Annotated in this window: 23 protein-coding genes; 6 read left to right on the top strand and 17 right to left on the bottom strand. The window is 39.3% G+C overall.

Annotation, left to right across the window (positions count from 1 at the left end):
• Position 1: 1 nt before the first annotated feature.
• From rimM to ispH, 10 genes are all read right to left on the bottom strand, one after another.
• Positions 2 to 550 carry a ribosome maturation factor RimM gene (gene rimM, locus GWK51_RS05525; RefSeq protein WP_142767672.1) on the bottom strand — a complete coding sequence of 183 codons (549 nt, stop codon included), beginning with the start codon at positions 548 to 550 and terminating at the stop codon, positions 2 to 4.
• Between the two features lie 28 nt (positions 551 to 578).
• Entirely contained in the window at positions 579 to 836 is a 258-nt protein-coding gene (rpsP, locus tag GWK51_RS05520) for a 30S ribosomal protein S16 (protein ID WP_100241902.1), read from the bottom strand.
• A gap of 146 nt (positions 837 to 982) precedes the next feature.
• Positions 983 to 1,411, bottom strand: coding sequence for a type IV pilin protein (locus tag GWK51_RS05515; protein WP_161932988.1), 429 nt, complete (start codon positions 1,409 to 1,411; stop codon positions 983 to 985).
• A complete protein-coding gene (locus tag GWK51_RS05510; RefSeq protein WP_161932987.1) occupies positions 1,411 to 1,887 on the bottom strand; it encodes a type IV pilin protein in 477 nt (158 codons plus the stop codon). The genes GWK51_RS05515 and GWK51_RS05510 overlap by 1 nt, the downstream gene beginning before the upstream one ends.
• Before the next feature lie 12 nt (positions 1,888 to 1,899).
• Positions 1,900 to 5,934, bottom strand: coding sequence for a pilus assembly protein (locus GWK51_RS05505; RefSeq protein WP_161932986.1), 4,035 nt, complete (start codon positions 5,932 to 5,934; stop codon positions 1,900 to 1,902).
• A gap of 12 nt (positions 5,935 to 5,946) precedes the next feature.
• Positions 5,947 to 6,759 carry a PilX N-terminal domain-containing pilus assembly protein gene (locus tag GWK51_RS05500; RefSeq protein WP_161932985.1) on the bottom strand — a complete coding sequence of 271 codons (813 nt, stop codon included), beginning with the start codon at positions 6,757 to 6,759 and terminating at the stop codon, positions 5,947 to 5,949.
• Positions 6,756 to 7,769, bottom strand: coding sequence for a PilW family protein (locus GWK51_RS05495; RefSeq protein WP_161932984.1), 1,014 nt, complete (start codon positions 7,767 to 7,769; stop codon positions 6,756 to 6,758). Before GWK51_RS05495 ends, GWK51_RS05500 begins: the two co-directional genes overlap by 4 nt.
• A 1-nt stretch (position 7,770) precedes the next feature.
• The gene (gene pilV / locus GWK51_RS05490) at positions 7,771 to 8,337 is read right to left on the bottom strand and encodes a type IV pilus modification protein PilV (protein WP_161932983.1); all 567 of its coding nucleotides are present in this window, start codon (positions 8,335 to 8,337) and stop codon (positions 7,771 to 7,773) included.
• Positions 8,331 to 8,795, bottom strand: a complete 465-nt coding sequence (locus GWK51_RS05485) for a GspH/FimT family pseudopilin (RefSeq protein ID WP_161932982.1) — start codon at positions 8,793 to 8,795, stop codon at positions 8,331 to 8,333. The genes pilV and GWK51_RS05485 overlap by 7 nt, the downstream gene beginning before the upstream one ends.
• 163 nt (positions 8,796 to 8,958) lie before the next feature.
• On the bottom strand, positions 8,959 to 9,909 hold the full coding sequence (gene ispH, locus GWK51_RS05480; RefSeq protein WP_161932981.1) for a 4-hydroxy-3-methylbut-2-enyl diphosphate reductase: 951 nt from the start codon (positions 9,907 to 9,909) through the stop codon (positions 8,959 to 8,961).
• A 135-nt stretch (positions 9,910 to 10,044) separates the two neighbouring features.
• Here ispH and gmk point away from each other — a divergent pair, with 135 nt between their 5' ends.
• The 6 genes from gmk to bfr all read left to right on the top strand — a co-directional run bounded on the left by gmk (position 10,045) and on the right by bfr (position 14,941).
• Positions 10,045 to 10,668: a guanylate kinase gene (gene gmk / locus GWK51_RS05475; protein WP_100241910.1), complete on the top strand. Its 624-nt coding sequence runs from the start codon at positions 10,045 to 10,047 to the stop codon at positions 10,666 to 10,668.
• Positions 10,669 to 10,745: 77 nt separating this feature from the next.
• The gene (rpoZ, locus tag GWK51_RS05470; protein WP_086209029.1) at positions 10,746 to 11,027 is read left to right on the top strand and encodes a DNA-directed RNA polymerase subunit omega; all 282 of its coding nucleotides are present in this window, start codon (positions 10,746 to 10,748) and stop codon (positions 11,025 to 11,027) included.
• Between the two features lie 224 nt (positions 11,028 to 11,251).
• Positions 11,252 to 13,360 carry a RelA/SpoT family protein gene (locus GWK51_RS05465; RefSeq protein WP_161932980.1) on the top strand — a complete coding sequence of 703 codons (2,109 nt, stop codon included), beginning with the start codon at positions 11,252 to 11,254 and terminating at the stop codon, positions 13,358 to 13,360.
• A 74-nt stretch (positions 13,361 to 13,434) separates the two neighbouring features.
• A complete protein-coding gene (locus tag GWK51_RS05460; RefSeq protein ID WP_044739681.1) occupies positions 13,435 to 13,818 on the top strand; it encodes a RidA family protein in 384 nt (127 codons plus the stop codon).
• 220 nt (positions 13,819 to 14,038) lie between these two features.
• On the top strand, positions 14,039 to 14,233 hold the full coding sequence (locus GWK51_RS05455) for a bacterioferritin-associated ferredoxin (protein WP_100241912.1): 195 nt from the start codon (positions 14,039 to 14,041) through the stop codon (positions 14,231 to 14,233).
• A gap of 243 nt (positions 14,234 to 14,476) precedes the next feature.
• Positions 14,477 to 14,941 (top strand): heteropolymeric bacterioferritin subunit Bfr, encoded by a 465-nt coding sequence (gene bfr / locus GWK51_RS05450; RefSeq protein WP_161932979.1) that lies wholly within the window; start codon positions 14,477 to 14,479, stop codon positions 14,939 to 14,941.
• Positions 14,942 to 14,984: 43 nt separating this feature from the next.
• Here the strand turns inward: bfr and GWK51_RS05445 are convergent, their stop codons facing one another.
• The 7 genes from GWK51_RS05445 to GWK51_RS05415 all read right to left on the bottom strand — a co-directional run bounded on the left by GWK51_RS05445 (position 14,985) and on the right by GWK51_RS05415 (position 22,065).
• Positions 14,985 to 16,613, bottom strand: a complete 1,629-nt coding sequence (locus tag GWK51_RS05445) for a PglL family O-oligosaccharyltransferase (protein ID WP_161932978.1) — start codon at positions 16,611 to 16,613, stop codon at positions 14,985 to 14,987.
• Positions 16,614 to 16,680: 67 nt separating this feature from the next.
• Complete coding sequence (gene tfpZ / locus GWK51_RS05440; protein WP_161932977.1) at positions 16,681 to 17,415, bottom strand: TfpX/TfpZ family type IV pilin accessory protein; 735 nt, start codon at positions 17,413 to 17,415, stop codon at positions 16,681 to 16,683.
• A gap of 24 nt (positions 17,416 to 17,439) precedes the next feature.
• On the bottom strand, positions 17,440 to 17,916 hold the full coding sequence (locus tag GWK51_RS05435) for a pilin (protein WP_161932976.1): 477 nt from the start codon (positions 17,914 to 17,916) through the stop codon (positions 17,440 to 17,442).
• Between the two features lie 141 nt (positions 17,917 to 18,057).
• Complete coding sequence (locus tag GWK51_RS05430) at positions 18,058 to 19,770, bottom strand: PglL family O-oligosaccharyltransferase (RefSeq protein ID WP_161932975.1); 1,713 nt, start codon at positions 19,768 to 19,770, stop codon at positions 18,058 to 18,060.
• Positions 19,715 to 20,212, bottom strand: coding sequence for a pilin (locus tag GWK51_RS05425; protein ID WP_161932974.1), 498 nt, complete (start codon positions 20,210 to 20,212; stop codon positions 19,715 to 19,717). The genes GWK51_RS05430 and GWK51_RS05425 overlap by 56 nt, the downstream gene beginning before the upstream one ends.
• A gap of 264 nt (positions 20,213 to 20,476) precedes the next feature.
• Complete coding sequence (locus GWK51_RS05420) at positions 20,477 to 21,037, bottom strand: TPM domain-containing protein (RefSeq protein ID WP_161932973.1); 561 nt, start codon at positions 21,035 to 21,037, stop codon at positions 20,477 to 20,479.
• On the bottom strand, positions 21,031 to 22,065 hold the full coding sequence (locus GWK51_RS05415) for a TPM domain-containing protein (RefSeq protein WP_161932972.1): 1,035 nt from the start codon (positions 22,063 to 22,065) through the stop codon (positions 21,031 to 21,033). The genes GWK51_RS05420 and GWK51_RS05415 overlap by 7 nt, the downstream gene beginning before the upstream one ends.
• Between the last annotated feature and the right edge of the window lie 15 nt (positions 22,066 to 22,080).

Raw genomic sequence — 22,080 nt, 5'->3', positions numbered from 1 at the left:
ATTAGTAATCTACGCCCCAATTCACGTAGATACGACCAGCTTCAAGATCAACGCGTTGTACCACATCTTTATGCCATGGAATCATACGCTCTTCGCTATCGACACTTTCAGCAGTTGCGCGAACCACCATCACATCGTTAGCCCCTGTTTCAAACAGTTCATGGATTTGACCGAGATTGACTTCTTGTTCTTCATCATCCAGACCTAACACGGTTAAGCCTTTTAAATCCGACCAATAATACTCGTCCACGCCTGCTTGAGGCAGTTGCGATTTTGAAATCCAGACATTTGCGCCAACCAGATTATCCGCCGCAGTACGATCACTCACACCTTTTAGCGAAACAACCAAGCCTTTGCCATGCGGTTTCCAACGTTTTACATCAACTTGTTGCCAACCTGCTTTGGTCTCAATGTACCAAGGCAGGTAGTCAAAGATGTTGCTCATAGGTTCTGTATTGGAATAGACCCAGAGCCACCCATTTAATCCATATGCTGAACGTAACTGTCCAATCTGAATACGATCTTCGGGAACATTCTGTGTTGGTGTCATGGGCTACCTACTACTTAATTCGCAAAAATTATGCAGTAGCTGCAGCTTTCTTAGCTTGAGCAGCTAAAGAAGCAACACGGTCAGAAGGTTGAGCACCTTGAGAAACCCAGTGAGCAAAACGGTCAGCATCTAAACGAAGTTTTTCTGCTTTACCTTGAGCTGTAGGGTTGAAGAAACCGATACGTTCGATGAAACGACCGTCACGTGCATTACGGCTATCAGTCACAATGATTTGATAGAACGGACGTTTTTTAGCACCACCGCGTGCAAGACGAATAACTACCATGATACAACCTTATAGTTTTTACGGATTATCCCTGTACCGACCATCGATACACTTCAAACCCCTTTCATAGAGGGCAATATTCTACGCTAAATTCAGCTTAAGGGAAAGATCAAAAAATGATTTATCCACAGTTTTGAATTTGAAAGTTAGCGACCATCCCAAACTGATGTCGCAGACAGTGCGCAAGTTGTGGCTGCCTTTGCCCAATATTTTTGTCCTTGGTCATTTAAACAAATAATCCCATCCCCAGCTTGCGAAGTTGTCGAAATTGGTGTGGCTGTCATTATCCAAGTGTTGTCATTTAATGTCGTAAAAGTCAATGTAAATAAAGCCGTGCCAACCGAAGGATAGGTTTTACCTCCATAGAGTGGATTTACAGTATTATCTGAAGGATACTTAAAATTAGCTAATTTATAGGATTCCATTCTCTGAGCAATATTTATCATTTCTGTTTGGACATCAGAACGATTTACTCTTTTTTTATATTGCGAGTAACTAGGTAATGCTATGACCGCAATAATTCCAATAATAGCGACTACTATCATTAACTCGATCAATGTAAATCCATTTCGCATCACCAAGCCTCACTGTTTGTTTCACAAATTGTACATACTGCACTCGAACAATCATTATCTACAGCTGTTGCAGTTCTACTTTGACAACGTAGCCCAGAACTTTTCGCAAGTATCTTCATTTGCTGATTATCCGTAGTTGTAGCTTTGATAACCCAAGTCTGACCATTTGTTGCAGAAGAGTTTAATGCATTTCCAGCACTCGTATCATCCGTAACAGTCAGAGTATACCCCCCTCGACTAAGTGTTACTGATGTTGGCGTAAAATTCCTATAACTAAAATTTCTGGACTTGTGCCTTTCTAATTGATCAGCTAATTTTAATATTTCCTGTTGAGCGAAAGCTGCATTCGCTTTACGAGCATAAGCTTGATAACCAGGGAATGCAATTGCAGCAAAAATAGCGATTACCAATACCACTATCATCAATTCAATCAGGGTAAATCCCTGATTGAATTTTAGCGTTAAAGATCTATTCATGCATAAGTCCTATTAACGATAACGCTCATACCATTGAGTTGGAATAAAATGGCTGGTACATTGCCATTCACCTGTCCCGGCAGTATTTCCAGACATTGTTAAACGCCCACAACTTCCTGACGATGGACTACCAGAACCCTCACTTTTCGCAACAAATGAAATTCCTCGAATACCACTACCCAAAACATTACTATTTTTATTATTACTAGTTAGTTTAAACCCTGTTTTAGACTCTGATGAGCTATTTAGTGTTCCATCAGCATTTAAACAAGCGCCAAATGGTAGGCAAAATCTCTGCCAATCTGTTTCACCTACAATACGTGGATTACAAGGATCATTTGGAGAAACACCATCTCCTTCAGGATCATATACTGATACCAATAAGTGATTTGTTAAAGCTACAGGCTCTTCAAAGGCTTTTAAGCCACCTTCACGTCTAAATACATTATTCGCCTTTTCAGTTCCATCATAAAGGCTGGATAAAGAACGATACCAGCCAAATTTCTGTATTTGCCCATTCAAGATAAAACGGTTTAAGACACTCGTAGTTCCAGATGGCAACACCTGAGGATTACGTATTAAATCGGCAAGGGTTTTATTTACAGTTGTTAGCGTTGGTGACCCTGTAATAAGATTTCTCATTGAAAAATCGGTATCAATGATCCCATACACATTATTAACTGGTTTAGTAGACAAAGCTGTTGTAGGTAACATTCCCTCACGACCAATTGTTGGAGCAACATCCAATGGTGTACTTCTGTCTCCTGATGCGATACCAACAACTATAAAGGTTTTCCCCCCTTCATCATGAATAGTCACTGTAGCAGGCTCATAAAAGCGTGGCGCATTTTCATTTAAATAGGTATTGCTACTCGTATACCCAGTATCAGTAATTGCCGTTGCTAGATTAGCAAGTCGAGTTACTCTTTTTCCTAATCCTGAAGCGGCTGTAGCATTATTGTTTAAATCAATACGAAATACTTGCCCACCCAAATCACCAAAATATAAATGATCAGTTAATCCATCAGCATCGCGGTCTAATGTACTAATACGACTTACAATACTATGTTTAAGATATTTCTTCCCATCAGTATCAAGTGCACTACTATCATAAGTAGCCGACCATATTAGATCGCCATTTGATGCATCTACAAGGTATACAGCATTTCCTTTAGCTGTTGATTTACCATTACAACTGCTATTTGGGTAAGTTAAACCTGTCGCACCTAATTTAAAATTAGGATTTTCGTAACATTGATCATACCCCCCACCAATGATCATCACCCGCTTAATCACACCGCCATAACGAACATTTGCAAGTACTGGTTTAGACCAAGATTGCCCCATATCACCATAACCACTAGTATTGCTATTAATTCTAAACAATAGTTTCGGCTTCTTCGGATTGAGGGCATCTAAGCCGTAGTAGCTACCGCCACCCATACGCATACCACCATAGACATTCATTCGACTTGCAGTAACTTTAGTAGTAGTAGTTGTACCGCTGGTACTACTTGTCATTGTATATGCTGGATCAGCGACCCATGCACCATCCACCCCATGAGAGGGTGCTGTTACATCAGTAGCTGTTGGAGATAATGCTTTGGACTTCACTGTATCATTTAAAATCTCCACAGGAACAAAGACCGACTGCTCATCTCCATTTGAAGCATCTACAATATGTAACCCTCCTTCCATAGTACCAAATAATATTGAACGATCTCTTGTTGATGTTAGATCACCATTTGCATCTAATGTTCCGGAATATGTAAGCTGTACTGGATAAGAATGCACAATCCCACCCAATGAAAAATATGGCTCATTAGAGACTGATAATGTTGTAGGCAAAGTATCTGTCGTAAGCTCTAAGTTAAAACCCAAATAATTTAATAATTTTCTTTTCAATAATACTGGGTAATCTTTGATTGTGGTTGCAGTAGCAAACTGGTTTAGAATATATGAAGCACTATTGTTCGGTGCTGTAGTATAGCCTCCTGAAGGAGAGGTCGGGATTTGTAAAAGCGTTGTACCAGAACTCGAGCCAGATAATGCTGCTAAATTAGTCGACGTTGCATCATATGCACCAGCATCTGTATAAAAGTTACGTACCACACCAGATGACGCATAAGCATATTTAACAATTTCGTTTCTAGCATTTCGCTCTTCAGCTTGACCTAATATTGGCACAGGCATATGCCAACGCACACCACCTATTTCAATATTACCACCGTCATCATAACTATATGATGTCGCACCAATGGTTGTTCCAGAGTTCCAGTAATCTTTCGTCGTTTTAGAAAAATCACCAGTACTGTTATAAACTAGATTACCTGACTTATCCCTAAAAGCTCCCGCATTGGTACCAGATAATATAGTTTCATATTTTTTTAAATTACCACGCCAGCTCAAAGAAGTACTGGCAGGGTTCGGTTCTAGTGCACGTAAATAACCTGTTGTATCTAATGTCTTTGGATTCAAAGCATCATACGGTACAGCAATCGCACCTGTAGTTAAAGGTGCAAGAGGAGCTGAACCTAAATTACGAATAAACTCCAATACACTTTGGGTAACTTCATTATCGGTATCAGCAATAAAAAAACCACCATTACCATAACCACCATCATAAGCAGTTTGAGAAGATGGCGCAGGAACACCAAAAGTCGTTCCTGGAGAGCATCTGTCATTTGGAGCAGTTTTTGTGATTGGATCATTATATGCACGTGATGACAACTGACAAGAAGACTTTACATATGATTCCGTCATACTATTCATATCAGAACCAAACCCCACAAATGCTGTTTTTATTGATACTCCAGATGGATTGGTACTTGGATTAAATAGTTTTTTGGCATAATTAGCCATGCACCCCAAAGCGGAAGCAGCAGTATTGCCATTTGCATCGACCAAACTATCACTACAATTTAAAGTACTTGCGTACGTTGGAGTTAAGGAAGCCCTCATAACAGAAAGTGCCTCCTCATTACTAGATCTGTTTGCTTCACCATCGGACAGAATATAAACACCTTGGCCGTCACAACTTTGACGATTAGCTACAGTAGGCAACGGAGATGAATATCTAGCAGTTGCGTCTGAAGCTGTACGGTCAACTACGATTCCTGAATATGTGGCATCCTTGATCTTAGAATTTGCAATCCCCGTATTATTTACTTGGCTATAAGTAGTATCCTGATATGTATAATAGTACCTAAGATTACCACTATAATCACTATCCCTTGCCTCATAACTTGGCAACATCGAGTTACTAGGTTCGCTACTAAGATTACTAAGATAAGCAGTAGTTTTCCATTGCGCACAAGTTTGAAAATAATTAGAACCACTTTGACTAGTATTATTCCAACTATTATTACACTCATACACGGAATATTTTCTATTAAAAATGCCTCCCGTTCTTTCAATCCGAAAGATTTCCTTGTAAGCCGTTACAGGAATATTATCGACAGCGTAAGTTGAAGTTCCCATTAAATAAGCAGCAGCTTCTGCATAGGCATGTGCAGTAGGTGTATAACTTGAAGCGGTTAAATTAGCTATCGCTTTTTTTAATTTAGCTCGCTGCTCACTACCAACAACACCTAAGGGTGCAGCTGGTACTAATATTTGCCCCGTTTTACCATCACCATTCGCAGAATAATTTCCCAAGCCAACACTCGTACGTGGCAATTCAGAATTATCACTATTTAAGAAAGCAAACATACCATCTTGCAATCGACTCAAACGAGTATATTTCCTACGACCTGATGAGCAGCCCGAGCTTGTAGAATCACGTGTGTAACTGATCGTTTGACTCACACCTCCAATAGTTACAGTTTCCTGATATGGAGAAGTTTTAGTAGTCTGACAATTATCATAGCCATCCATACTCCCCGAGGTATCTAGCATCATGATCAGCGTTTTTTTACCAGATTCAGGTACTGCATAAATCTGTAAATCGCTTGCACGCACAACCGAAGATACCATTAACCATGACATTGTTAATGAGCTCGCACATACTGCAAGCCACAGCTTATTCCGTTTAAATTTATTATTCATTTGATTTTCTCCTTAACTGCCCGGTGCTGTGACTTCAGTCAATTTATTCAGATAATTAAATTCCTGAACTTGAACACTAAAGGGAACATTATTCGTTCTCAAACAATCCGCAAGTGTTTCTTTATCTTTCAATGCATCAGAAAGATTATCGTTAATTTTAGTATGAGCAGCACTCAAACAGTTTGCCTGAATTGTGGATATTGCTGTTGAAGAATACGCTGGTAACATTGCCGTGGAAATTACCCGAATTCGTTGTGTCGAGGTCATACTTTTCGGAAGTTGCGCACCCTCAGTTAAATTAATGCCGCGCGGTAAATTAGAACCTGGAGCCTCATTACTAGCATCTGTCGGAATACTTACTGCCACTTGAGTAACCACTGCAGCACGGCTACTACCAAAATCTGTATCAAGTGTACAAAAACCATTACCTAGACCAGCCTCTTTAACTGCATCATTACCTGAACCAGCCCGAATTAAGGCAGCATCAACCGTTTGAGAAAATTTCACGGTCGAAGAGGTCGGCTTATAACAAAAAATATACTCAGCGCCTGGGCTACTATCATGTGCACGCAGACTAGCACCCACAACATTGCCAAAATTGGTTAAAATCGCTGGATCTGTGTTTGCCAATAAATAAAGCGGTGTATCTGAGGACTGAAAGTTTAATTGACCTACCTGACTATTCGTCGCCACTCCCAAGGAAACAACGGCAACACGAATAGCCATTATTCCAACAACAGTGACAATGAGCAAAATAATCAAAACAACGATCAATGTCGCACCTTGTTGCCGATGCAAAGTGTACGTCGGTGTTAAGAGCTTCATAAACGGTCTCCCATTGCATTACGCAAAGCAACCGTAGAACTATACGTTCGTCTTAAAAAGCGAGTTGATGTATCTGTAGCTTTCACTGTTGTATCCAACATTACATAAGTAGCTTGGCTAGGATCCACTGCTGTATTTTTTGCATTATTCGTTGAGCGAATAAGCACAGAAACTTGAACAGCTAAAATTCTTGGCGCCTTTTTCGCCGTTGGCGTTGTCGCTCTAGCAGCAGCTGCTGCAGCCCTATATTGAGGAATAGTATAAGAGCTTAAATTTCCAGCCTCATCACGTGCTTTTAAAAGTATGTGAAAGTGATCAACTCTAGGAATGATAATTTGTCCTGCAGTTCCCAACCCATTAATCACTGCCGGTTGGGCTGATACTGCAGTAGCTGTGGCTGCGGGAGTGTTTGCATCACAAGCCAGCGCTAAATCACTAGCACCTGTGCCGTTTGCATCAACTCTTAGAAAGTAACGCTGTACGACCAAATCCCCAGGATAAACGATCTCTCCCTCACAATTAAATATCTGATATGGAGCAATAAATTGTATCGTCAATTGATCACTGACCTGAACTGTACCTGCTGTACTGTTGGCGTTAGATAATCCTTTCCAATAATTATCAGTAGATGAAACACTATCACCACTACCTCGGCTTAATAATGCTGAATCGATATAGGTTGTAGCACCTATTTTAGGCACAAAGTTTACATTTGTAGTGTCCACCGCTGAAGAACCTGTAAGAACAATACCTCCATAAGCCGTCTGATCATTTATTTCTAAATTCGTTGTATTACCCACATTCGCCAAGCGGATATCTTGCAACATATAATCCATACCAAACACTCCACTCTCCTGAATGTCAGCATTTGCTTGTTGCAATTGACTAGATAAAATTCCACCAGTAAAAAGCTGAATTGCTGCCGCAACTAGAATCAATCCTAGAACTAAAGCAACCATTAGTTCTATCAAGGTAAAACCCTTTTGCAAATTTTTAGAAGTCACAGTCATCTTAATAAACCTCCATCATTAAACATGATGAGCCGCTTACATAGGTTCCTGAGCTTGACATACAGTTTGAAGCATCTACTGTAGTCGTTGTTACCCCATTTGTTGTAGTCGTTGTAATATTAGGCTGCGTCTTACCCCAAAAAACAAATAAACATTTCCGCTGCAAACTCATAGAACTGGTTACACCTGGACAATTTTCCATGGTAATTTTCATTCCATACTGATCTGCGCTTTTAGCTGCATTATAAGCATCATAGGTTGCCATTTGCTGTGCTGTACAAGCCGAGTTAAGACAGGATGTTGGCTCTGATGTACTAGATGAATAATTACTATAACTTTGTATTAAAGCAGGGTAATTTGAGAAAGCATTAGGATTAGCACGTATATTCTCAGCTATTCCCCGCATTACGAGTATGGCTTGCGATTTACTTAATGCTTCAGCAGATGCATCCAATGCACGCAATTGTAAAGCCACGTAGCCCAATACTCCAATTGCAAGCACTAGTAAAGCTACTAAAACCTCAACCATACCCACACCTGCCTGATTTTTTAATATTTTCATCAACATGCCCCCTCAGGTTTGGTATAAACAGCACCTAATCGAGTTAATACCAACTGCTTTTTTTTCTTTAAGTTTGAGTTACATAAACTAATTAAAGCATCTTGACTTAAACTACTAACCAAACCATTTTTATCAAAAATTAAACTAGTTCCAGAATAGGAACCCAATGTTTGACTAGAAGATAACGTTTGAATTGTTAAAGTAATATTAGCGCCTTTGTCCCAATTTATTGCTGTATCAGTATTTGCGCTTGTTGAATTAAGATTTACCGTTGTATTTGTGCGTTTCAAAATAGCCTGACTTTTAGTCTGAGCTAAGACCGAAAGCAATTCTCTTTCTTTTCCCTGAAATCTCTGCTTTTCCAACAATAATCCCAAAGAAGGCGCTGCCATCATCGCGATAATCGCCAACACAGTAATCGTCACCATTAACTCAATTAAGGTAAATCCTCGACTTTTGTGCATACTTCCCCCAAGGCAATTAATCTTTTACCCTATTTAAAATCATATTTCTTTTTTTTACAAAACGAACACAAACTGGATAAAAGGCATAAAAAAACAGATGATTGTCAAAAACCAATCACCTGTCAAATTATTAATAAAAATAGAATGTTAAGTATTTATCACTTTAAGCTTGGGTTACAGGAATACGTAACTCTTTCGGCAAACTAAAGGTAATATTTTCTTCTCGACCAGCAAGTTCTTCTGGTACTTTCGCCCCCCAATCTTGCAAACGTTGAATCACTTGCTTAATCAGAATTTCAGGTGCAGAAGCGCCTGCTGTCACCCCTATTTTGGTGTTTTCATTAAACCAAGCTTGTTGTAACTGTTCCGCATTATCGACTAAATACGCTGCTTTACCCATACGCTCTGCCAGCTCACGCAAACGATTCGAATTCGACGAATTTGGAGAACCAACAACCAGCACCACATCACATTGCTCAGCTAAATCACGTACCGCATCTTGGCGGTTTTGTGTGGCATAGCAGATATCATCTTTACGTGGTCCCTGAATATTTGGATATTTTTTTCGTAGCGCATCAATCACTTTGGCCGTGTCATCAATTGACAAGGTTGTTTGTGTTACAAAAGCCACTTTGTCAGGGTGTCGCACATCTAATTGCGCAACATCTTCCTCATCCTCAACCAAATAAATGTCACCGCCATTTTTCTTGTCATACTGCCCCATGGTACCTTCGACCTCAGGGTGCCCTTCATGACCAATCAGAATCGCTTCTACACCTTCACGCGCATATTTGGTCACTTCAATATGCACCTTAGTCACCAATGGACAAGTCGCATCGAAAACTTTTAAACCACGGCGTTCAGCTTCTTGTTGCACCGCTTTAGATACGCCATGTGCACTAAAAATCACAATATTGTCATCAGGAACTTCATCAAGTTCATCGACAAAAATTGCACCACGCTGACGTAAGTCATCCACCACAAATTTATTATGTACTACTTCATGACGTACATAAATTGGCGGCTGAAAACACTCAAGTGCACGATTTACAATCGCAATGGCTCGGTCTACCCCTGCACAAAAACCACGCGGATTAGCCAATACAATTTCCATAAAACCCTCATTGCTCACTTAAATGCACGTCATACGTTGCTAAATTTATGCAAACTAAAATACAGCTAGCTATTTAGTTTACAGCTCGTCTACTCTAAAATAGAGAAGATATTTTATCATATCAGGAAAAATATCATGTCGGGTCTCTTGTTTGTCGTTTCTGCTGCCTCAGGAACTGGCAAAACATCTCTCGTAAAAGCCCTACTTGAACGTGTAAACAACCTACATGTTTCTGTGTCTCATACTACTCGTGGTCAACGCCCAGGCGAACTCGATGGTGTACATTACCATTTCACGCAAAAAGAAGATTTTCTGGCTTTGGTTGAACAAGGCGGGTTTATTGAGTATGCAGAAGTTTTTGGCAACTATTACGGTACAGCACAAGCGACTGTAAAAGAACAATTGGCCAAAGGACATGATGTTTTACTTGAGATTGACTGGCAAGGTGCGCAGCAAGTGCGTAAACTCTTCCCAGAATCTAAACAGATTTTTATTTTACCGCCAAGCCAGTTTGATTTACGCCAACGTTTATCTAACCGTGGCACAGACAGCGTGGAAGTGATTGAACATCGCTTGAGTTGTGCTGTTGAAGATATGCAGCAGTTTGTTAATTTTGACTATGTCATTATTAATGATGACTTTAATAAAGCGCTGCATGATTTGGAATCAGTCATTACTGCAAATCGTCTGGTGCTTACCCAGCAAGCCAATCGCCATCAGGATCTCATCCAGAAGCTGATCACGCCTGTTGAATCGTGATTAAAACTTGAGTCTCAACTGAAAGCATTTTATACTGCACAGTCTGTTTCAGCATTAGCATTTAAACGAGAACACTTATGGCACGCGTAACCGTTGAAGATTGTTTAGACCATGTAGACAACCGCTTTGAGCTTGTACTAGTGGCAAGCAAACGTGCGCGTCAACTCGCACGTCAAGGTATTGAACCAACTGTAGAATGGGACAATGATAAACCAACAGTGGTTGCATTACGTGAAATTGCAGTCGGTCACGTTTCAAAAGATATTTTGAAGCAACGTGAGCAAGACTATCAAACTTCAAGCCTTGATCTTGCACTTTCTGCAAACAATCTTAATTTAGATGGTTTTTCTTTCCAATAAGTTAGAAAAATTATGTAAAGGCCTAGTTTTTAACTAGGCTTTTTTATGCTTGGAACTTTAATATTTCTTCAAGAACAGTTATAACATTAACTCAAACCATTCTATTTTTTATAAACTGACGATTTGCGAATTTTCGACAAAAAATTTGACAAGTTTCGCACTTTGCTTTTTATTAAAAACTGAAATGATGAATAGCTTTTTCATGGTATAGGTAAAGGTGTTATATGCCAGGCGCAGAAGTCAGCCAAGCCAAACAACAACTCAATGTGATTATCGACGCTTATCTCAATGAAAGTGAAGTCGAACGAGTGCTTGCGGCCTGCGATTATGCCGATATTGCCCATGATGGAATTACCCGCAAAAGTGGTGAACCCTACATTTTACATCCGATTGCCGTCAGCTGTATTTTGGCGCATATGCGCTTAGATGCTGAAACCTTAATGGCCGCACTCCTGCATGATGTGATTGAAGACACCGATTTTAGCAAAGAAGATATTAGCGAAAAATTTGGACGCACCGTGGCAGAACTGGTCGATGGCGTCACCAAACTCAGCCATTCCAGCGACAAAGAATATAACAAAGCAGCCTCTTTCCGAAAAATTTTACAAGCCACCCTACAAGACCCACGTGTCATTATTATTAAATTAGCCGATCGCTATCATAATATGACCACACTGGAGTCACTACGCCCAGACAAACGTGCGCGCATTGCCCAAGAAACCTTTGATGTGTTTGTCCCAATGGCACGCCTCGTCGGCATGAACGAGATGGCAGATAATCTTGAACATTTGTGTTATCAAAATCTTGATTTAGACATGTTCAACAACGTTCAAGAAGCCTTAGCCAAAACCAAGCCGAAACGCTGTGAATATCAGGCCATCTGGGAAAAAAACCTCACGTCGCTCTTACAACAAAACCAAATTAGCGGTCGTATTAAAAAGAAAAACAACAACATTGAACTACTCCGCCACTTCGTAAAAAATGATATTGATTTACAAGAACTAACCCATAGTCATGCCTTTGAAATCATTCTACAAAGTATCGCCGATTGCGATAATCTTGCTGAAATTTTAAAAGAACATTTCCAAGTCTTGTCCTATCAAGATCATATTCGTCGCCCCCTACCTGGCGGCAACCAATCTTTGATGCTGCGCCTTAAAGGTGAAAAAACCACACTGTCTCTCACGCTACAGACCGAACTGATGCGTAAAGCGGCACGGTTTGGCGTGGTACTGGGTGAAAGTGCACCGCAAGCTTGCCGCTCTGCCATTCAAGCCTCCATGCAAAACCTGAATGTGCTGATTGATAGTAGTTGCGCCAAAACTACATTTAATGATTTGCTGGATTATCTACATCAAGAAAAAATTTGGGTCTATACCCCACACGGGCAATTACACGAATTACCACAAGGTGCGACAGCCGTGGATTTTGCCTATTCTGCCAGCCTATTCTTAGGCAACCATGCGGTTGGGGCGAAAATTAATGGTGAAACCAAGCCTTTATCAACCCCTCTTCTCAGCGGACAAGTGATCGAAATTATTACCGATGTACTTGCCACGCCAAATCCTGACTGGCTCAGCTTTATTAACACCCAAAAAGCTCGACGCGCCATTCAAAACATTTTGCGTGATCAAGATGTAGAAGAACAACAATTGGTGGGCGAACAAGCCCTGAACCGTGCGCTCAGACTGTTTAATCGCTCTACTCAGGATCTCACTGAAGATGATTGGTTAGATCTATTGCAATGGCGTCATTTAGATTCTAAAGATCGCCTGTTCCAGCAAATCGCTGTGGGTGATTTATTACCGCAACTGGTTGCCAATCATTTATTTGCTCAACAAGGGCAATCCATTGAAGAGCATAGTTCAGACCGCCTGATTCAAGGCACTGAGGGCGTTGATGTTAAATATGCCCACTGCTGTAACCCTGTACTGGGCGATCCAATTCAAGGACATCTTTCACGTCGTGGCCTGATTGTGCATCGAGCACGTTGCCACAATCTGTTGCATGAACAGCATTTACACCCAGAAAATATCATGCCGCTACAATGGGCTTCTGAAGACCTTGATGACGTTAGCTTTACCGCCTATCTGTGCATTGACATGGAAATGGATGATGAACAAATTTCCGATTTGATCTATCAGTGTCGTAAAGCCAAAACAGGGGTGGAAATGGTACGCAATTATGACCATAAAACCTACGTCAATATTGTGGTCAACAATCGTAAGCAAATTGCCCAGATTATTCGCGACTTACGCATGCATTATGGTTTCCCGCGCATCACTCGCCTCGCCATTCCACTCAGTGTGACCGAAGCTTCTATAGCAAGTTAATCAATTAAATCGATAGGGCTTCTGTATCTGAATACAATCCTTTAAGATGTATTCAGATATAAAAGGAGAAATCGATGTCCCGCCAAGTCATTCATACAGAAAATGCCCCTGCTGCTATTGGTACTTATTCACAAGCCATTCTCGTTGGTGAAACACTTTATCTTTCAGGGCAAATCGGTTTAGATCCGTACAGTATGGAATTGGTTGAAGGCATTGAAGCGCAGATTCGCCGCGTATTTGACAACTTAAAGGCCGTGTGTGAAGCCGCTGGTGGCTCATTGGCCGATATCGCCAAACTGAATATCTTTTTAACTGATTTATCTAATTTTCAATTGGTGAATCAGATTATGGGCGAATACTTTGCGCAACCTTATCCAGCACGTGCCGCATTAGGCGTTGCTAGCCTGCCAAAAGGTGCTTTGGTTGAAATGGATGGTATTGTGATTATTCCACAATAATTGATCCCATCCATTCAACACCCCCGCTTTAAATATTTAGATCTAAATGACCTAACCCCTTTCGCGAAATCTGAGCAACACTCAGATTTCCGCTTAGATGGTATTTTTTTATTCAAATTCCCAATGATAATAATTCTCTTTTCAAATGAATTTGATTGACAAACGATAACAATTATCAATAATATTACTTATCGTATTTAATCTAGTATGGCTTACAGCAATGTACGTATGTTTGTGTCGTGGTATTACAGATCAAGATATTAAAGATGCCGTTGCCAGCGGTGCAGAAAGCTATCGTGAAATTCGCGACATGCTTGATCTTGGCACTTGCTGTGGTCGTTGTGCACCTGAAGCCCGCGCCATTATTAGCGACGAAGTAGCTGAAATTGCTGCAAGAATCGCTGTTGCTGCTTAACCTCAAATAATCATAATAATTCATGTAATGATCTGATCGATCACTCTTCCTCCCCGCTTCTGACACTCTAGGCGGGTTTTGTTTTTATAGTTTAATATCCAATTGTTTTTGATTGCGATTTTCATTTGCTGTTCAATAAAGCACTCGCCTTTCCTTACGTTCTTGTTTAAGATTTATAAAATAACAGACTGTCACGGTCTAACTGACAATTTTAAATCTGCATTGATGGATGGAGTTCATGCTATGAAAGGCAATCGCGATGTGATTAACCAGTTAAATCAGGTGCTCTATCATCATTTAACGGCAATTAACCAATATTTCTTACACTCAAGAATGTTTAATGACTGGGGCATTGAACAACTGGGTTCTGCCGAATACAAAGAATCTATTCGTCAGATGAAGCATGCCGATAAAATTATTGAGCGGATTTTATTTTTAGAAGGTTTACCGAATTTACAACACCTCGGGAAACTGTATATCGGTCAACACACAGAAGAAGTCCTCAATTGCGATATTCGCAAAGTCAAAGAGAACATTGAAAGTATTAAAACCGCTGTCACCTTGGCTGAGCAAACCTTAGATTACGTGACGCGTGATTTAGTGCAAGAAATTCTAGAGAAAGAAGAAGAGTACTGGGATTGGCTCACCACCCAACTCGATTTAGTCGAAAGCGTGGGTATCGAAAATTATATTCAAAGCCAAATCTAATAAAAAAGCCAGCATGTTGCTGGCTTTTTTATGCTTATGTCTTTTACTTCGTTGGCGCTAACAGCGACTCATAGCTGACATCAACATGCTTCAACTCTTTGAGTAACCATAATTGATGACGTGCTCCTTGCTCATCCCCATTAAAAGCAAGCACACGTGCATATTTCAACAGATCATATTTAGTTGGATAGCATTGCACCATCTCATAAATTTGCTGTAACTCCGCTTTGCTCAATACTGTATTTGGATTCAACCGAATCCATGCAATTCTTCGACTGAGTTCATCCAAAACATAAATTCGATCATGATTGGTGATTTTTTCAGGTGAATGTTCATAGCGCATGGATTGATCCAGTTTCGGCACAGCCACCATATAATCACGATGAATTAGGACTAGAAGTAAGCCACCAACAATAAACATCATCTGCGTATATTTAGGTGCTAAAGTCCAAGCTTTTAGCTGAGTATCCTGCGATAAGACCAGACCGACAATAAAACCTAAAGGCAATAAAAAGTAAGCATAGTTCTGTGGATATTCCAATAAGGCATGCACCAATACTGCCACAATCATCAAAATACCAATGACTGACTCAGTAGAGTTCACGCGGCTAATCAGGCGATATCCAAGATAAATTAAATAACTCAAAAATGGCACGCCAATCAACAAACCATTCCATACCAAGAAATCCAGTACAAAATTATGTGAACTTCGCACCCACTCTGGAATACGATAATATTCACTCACGGAAACCTGCGCCACACTGGTCTGGTTCCAGCCATACCCAAACCATGGACGATCCGAAATGGCATAGAGCATCTGCTGCCAAATACCGAGACGCAAATGTCCTGTACTTGCTCGCTCAATTGCCGTTGGAGAATCTGCAATTGCCAAGTGCGAAGCCTGTGCAATCCAGTGGTCCAAAGCTGGCATTGCTAAAATCAAAGCAATAAACAACCCCACCCAAGTCAGCATTGCATACCATTTTAGATGCAAATATCCTCTATATTGCTGATAGAAGAAATACGCTAAAAATAGAATACAGACCACCCATGAGGTTCTAGACTGACTTAAGACTAAGGCGATTAATATCGTTAATGAGCAAAGACTCAGAATCCAAGCCTTAAGCTTACTTTTCTCAAATAAATACAAACTCGCCATTAAGGAAAGAATGAGGAAGGTTGCCATGTTATTCGGCTGAGCAAAATTTGCATAAGGTCTGTTACTACGCAAATTTGCAATACCGGGAATATGATTTTCAATCGTGAGCCACTGTGCGATAGCCATTAAGCCTGTAATAAAGCCTGCTATCAACAGTACATAGCTAAAACATGCAAAGGCTTGCTCTCGATCCTTTTGGGTGAATGATAAGTTATACCCCAACATTATGCTTAACCAAAAAGCAAAGACAAAAAGGCTCGAAATCAAAGCAACACTAAAGAAAAACTCTAGCCCAAATATCCATTGCAATAATGGTATAAATGCCATAGCCACAAATGGCAATGTCACCACAGGCAACTTAAGCTTTTGTTGCAGAAAAATAGCAGTGAGCGCAAATAATGATAAAAATGCAAACAGCTCGCCTGTATAGGTCACCCACGGACGATAGTGAATAGGCAAAAGCCAAGCCAGTGCAATCAGCACACTGGCAAGTAGTGAGAGAATAAATTTCATGGGAGGCTACAGTTGCAAAACTGCGCATAGTGTAATTCAAAATGTCGTTTTTTTCTTCCGCTTCAATTTATTTCCACGGACGAAGATCGACAATTTTAATAATCTGAGTCGTATCCTTATTAATTAAAACCGTCATATCCACAGCATTTGCTTTAAGCGGGAGATATGCATTTGCTTGTGGGTATTTTTCCAATACTTCTTTAACCCGCCCTTTAGCATTGAATTTATCAAGTAAATTCAAAGACAATGAACGTTGCTGTATCTGCGATCTTGCTTGGTTTATTGGAACATACAATTCTGGATGCTGCGAAAGCGCAATTCCTGAAAAAATTTCTGCAAACATATCTTCACTACGCTGCTTTGAATCTTTAGCAAATTGAACAGCAACATATTCGGGTTTAAACCATGATGGATTTTGAAATTGAATTTGCGCTTGTTGAATATTTTTATCAAAAATCTCATTATTACGAACCACCTCAAAACGATCAACTGCATAAACTAACCATACTGGGCGACCTTGTGCAATACTATATATCCCATAACTAAGTGCTGAAAACTGAATTAAAACAATCACCATCAAATCAAATTTAAGGGATTTTTTCCCCTTTTTATACACAATCAAACCTAGAATGGGACCAACTAATATATCCACGATGATTAGCATTAAAAAAATATAAGTAACCCCTACAGCTTTTGCCAATGGCGCAGGATACCAAATATAAAAAATGATAAACATTGTGAAAAGCCCCACCAATGCAGAAATTCCCAGGTGACGCAAAAAAAAACTTAGACGCTTCGACATAAACACTTTCATTTTTCTTAAAAATCAATTCTTGCACTTTGAAGGCAAATATTTTTCATCAATACCTGTGGAATCTTGTTTAGGTTGGCATTTCCATGCCCTTATTTCTTTAGCAGTAGCTGAAACAAAATCTGTAGAAATAGAAGGTCGCAACATGGTCCCATCACTATAAGGCACTAACTCCAAATTCACTCGTAAACCCAACTCAGGAACATTTCGTGCCTGTACCGAAATTACACCATTTTGATTAGTAGTAATAATTGCAACCTTATTAGAAACATCATTATCTCCGCAACTAAATTCATTCCCCGTAATGGGCGCAGTTTTAAATCCAGATTGCGAAGCTTCCGTAACTGCTCCCCTACAAACCGAGGTCGCCATTACTACTTCAGACACTTTACTGCGTATTATATAATCATTATATAATGGAAATGCTATCGCACTCAGGATACCAATTATCACAACGACGATTAAAAGCTCAATCAATGTAAATCCTTTCATCTTAAATCTACATCCAAACTTATTATATCTATTTAGGAAAGCAAAAAATATGCCAATAAAAAAATAATATTAATCAATAAATTAATTTAAAAAATATAAATAAAATGTCAATTTTTAACAAAAATTGCCGTTATCTACAATTTAAAGTTTATTTTTTATATCATTTAGTGATAAGTTCTGCTTATAAAATGCATTATATAACTTTAATACATGAGCAGCCTCATAATGTCGCCCATTTACATATAAAATTTTTAAATATTTATAAATTAGAGGCCTATCTGGAAATCGATAGGCCACTTTTCGCATTCTTTCGAGCTCCATATTATTTTTTGTTGATCCAATCGGCTGACGGACAAACCAAATATAGTCATTTAATTGGTCAAATAAAATAAAATCAGATCCAACATTTATTAAATCAACATTTCTAAGTTTAGCATTTTCATATCTCATTAATTCATGCTTCGACTCAACTTCTTTATAATCACTTATTAAGATTGCAAACAAAATTAAACAAAGTGATAGATATACAAAATAACAATTTCTACTTAAATAAAAATAATTAAAAACTCCTGAAGAGAGAACACCAAGAAGAAAACCAAGCGGAAATAAAAAATAAGCATAAGCAAATGGATACTCAAAAAAACTATGAACAAGAAGAGCCCCGACCATAGAAATTATAACAATAGATTCCTTATCTTTTTTCTCAAAAATTAATTTAATAATAAATATCGAAATTACAGAAATTAAAATACAGCCTATAAAAATTCCATTCCAAACTATAAGATCTAAAAGTAAATTATGACTAAATCCAAAAATTGGGTATTTAAGTAGTTTGGTTTCATTAGTCAACTGAGCAACATTTAATTGCCCCCAGCCATATCCCCAAAATGGACTTTCCTTAATAATTAAGATAATTTGCTTCCACTGACCTAGACGATCTAATCCTGTAGTAACTCGATCAGAAACAGTTTGTAAATTTGAGACTCCCAAAAAATTAGATATATAGGGTAAGTAAATCCAGAAGCTTAAAAAAATAAATATCCAAAACACTAAGTATGCAGGATGCAAACGTAAAGTGATTGATTTACTTTTTATAATCCACCATAAACAAAAACAAAGCAAAAACACCCATGATGTACGAGATTGAGTTAAAGCAACACCAAACAAAAGGAAAAATGCTGAAAATATTGCTACAACTGAATTTATTTTACTCTTCTCATAAAGATATAACAAAGAAATTTCACCCATAATAATAAGGGTAGCTAATTGATTAGGCTGTCCCATATTAGCAAAAGGACGTCCATTAGGAGGAAGATCTACAATCCATATACTACCAGAAAACATCAGCCACTGATGCAACTGTATCCATACAGAAATTATACTAGCAATTAATATTAGAATTATAAATGTCTGTATTATTTTTTCTTTATTATCATCTTTTAATTCCCCAATATTATACCCACCTACAAACACTGAAAAAAAACCCAATAAATATACAGAAATTATTATAGCATCTCCTAAATAGTAAATAATATTTAATAAATATTGAATAAATGGAATACATGCTATTATTAATAAAAAAAATGAAATATAAGGTATTTTTATTTTTTCATACACTAAGAATGTTGATGACAGAATTAATGTCGCCACAAACATGCTAGTATCTTGATAAAAGGACAACCACGGCTGGTAATGATTGGGTAGCAGCCATGCCAGTAAACAAAAAAATGCCGAAGCTAAGTAAATATATTTCATAAAAAAGCAAAGAGTTAAAATCCTCTTTGCTTTCCCATAATTATTAACGGCAAGATGCTGGTAAGTATTTAGCTTGAATACCTGTAGCACCACTTGCACCAGCACATTTCCATGCTTTAATTGGTTTAATCGTTGCACTAGCGAAATCAGCGGCTACACTTGCAGTTGTACCTGCGGCATTTGAGTACGGAGTAAATGTAACATTCACACCACTTCCTAATTGGCTGATGTTCTGCGCCTTAACTGTAATAACACCAGCTGTCGAAGTACTAACACTTTCAACATATTGAGATATCGGGGAAGTACTAGTACCACCTTCACCACAGCCAAAACTATCTGCTGCTGTTGGAGCTGCTGCGAAACCTGTTTGAGAAGCTTCTGAAACCGCTGTACGACATGTAGAAGCCGCCAAAACCACTTCTGAAACTTTTGCACGAGCTGTATAATCTTGATATGCAGGCAGTGCAATTGCCGCCAAAATACCGATAATAGCTACCACGATCATTAATTCAATAAGAGTGAAACCCTTTTGAGCGTTCATAACATTCTCCACAAATGTTTTTGTTTCGTTTTTTTTAAGCTTTGTAAAGCAAGAAGCGCTTTTGTATGCTTTGTTTATAATTAGCACGGAATGTGCCAAGATTTATTATAGTTAAATTCAACAAAAAAACAGCACCTTAGCCATCTTTTTTTCAATTTATTTTATTCAAAAATCTTTCAACAAAAGACACAAGTGATACATAAGTGTCAATTTTTGTCAGTTTAAAACTAAGTAATTTTTGAGTCCGTGCCTTAGTTCGCACTCTTAATTTATTATGATAGGTGCATCAGGACGCTCATTTACATTTACTCTCTCGTTAACTTCATCATATTGTTGAAGGATATTCCCTACTTTTTGGATCGCTTGAATGACGGCTTCACAATAATTTTTTTGACCAAATTGCTGCACCATATCTTGGCAAATTAAATTCCAAACTTCTTGCTGAGCGACTTGCTGCAATCCTCGGTCAAATATGAGTTCTACCTGCCGTTCGCATAAATTTAAGTACAACAACACACCACTATTATATTCCGTATCCCAAACACCCAGTTCAGCAAATAACTGCTCGGCACGTTTCCGTGTATTCTGTTTATACGCTTGCAAACAGGGTAAATGCCCTTCAATCACCACCTGAATTTCACCGACATGACCACATTCTGCCTGCTTTACAGCAGCTGCTATTCTCTGTAGATCAGCAGGTTTGAAATAACGTCGAGTATGTTGAAAATAAAAACTATGCTTAAGCCATCGTTTAAAACTCGGTTGGGCATGTTCTTGCACATTCGGTGTTGTGACTATTTGCGTTGAATCTGTTACTGTTACCATGAGCCTGAAGCACCTCCCCCACCAAAACCGCCACCACCGCCTCGGTAGCCACCTCCGCCACCAAAACCACCGCCAGAACCGCGCCCCGAACCGCCGCCACCAGAAGCAATGATCTGTAAAATCAATTGCGCAAATGATGTAACAAGCAGCAAGAAAATTCCAAAGCCAACCAATAAGCTGGTGAGCAAACCAACTCCACTAACCAAACCCGCCACCACACCTGCTACTCCCGCAGTCGCTGCACTGAGACGATTGCCAATCATCATGGAAGCAAAAGTACCAACCACAACAATCATTAAGGCATAGGTCCAAAGTTGAGAACGTGCTTGCTGTTCATGTAATGCTTGTGCTTGTTGTTCTTTTAATTGTTGTGCGGCTTGCTGGGCAATTTCAGGGTCTAAATTTAAGATTCGCTCGATTTCACTCAGCCCAGCTTGAATCCCTTGTGCATATTCAGCTTGTTTAAAATATGGCGTGATCTGATTACGAATGATCTGTCCCACCACAATATCTGGCAAAACCCCTTCCAATCCGTAGCCCGTCAAGATCTGAATTTTACGATCATTAATCGCGATGACCATGAGCAAACCATTATCCCGTTTTGCCGTGCCCAACTGCCATTGCTCTGCAACCCGCATCGCATAATCAAAAATCGCTTCCTGTCCTGTAGTCGGTACAATAATTACACCAATTTGAGCTTTGCCTTGCTGATGCAACTTGAGAATCTGATCGCTGAGTGACTGCTTATCTTGTACTGAAAGAATATTGGTTTGATCAATCACAGGTGCATTCAAACTGGGTAAGCTACGCATTTGCCCATCAGCCAAATCATTCGCAACTTGTACCGAAGAGGATGCCTGTTGTTGAATCTCTGTAGACACAGCCCCTTCTTTAGCTTGTTGCAGAATCTTACCAATCACAACGGCATCTTCAGTATGACTTTCTGTTTGATTAGTCTCTGCCCAACTGAATGAACATAAAATCAAAGACAGGAAACCACTCAGCAGCCATAAAACTGCTCGCTGCATTCCGTCTTTCAAACA

The sequence above is a fragment of the Acinetobacter kanungonis genome, from assembly GCF_009939195.1.
Lineage (GTDB): Bacteria > Pseudomonadota > Gammaproteobacteria > Pseudomonadales > Moraxellaceae > Acinetobacter > Acinetobacter kanungonis.
The sequence above is the reverse complement of the archived record's forward strand: the minus strand, read 5'-3'. Positions and strand labels throughout refer to the sequence as shown.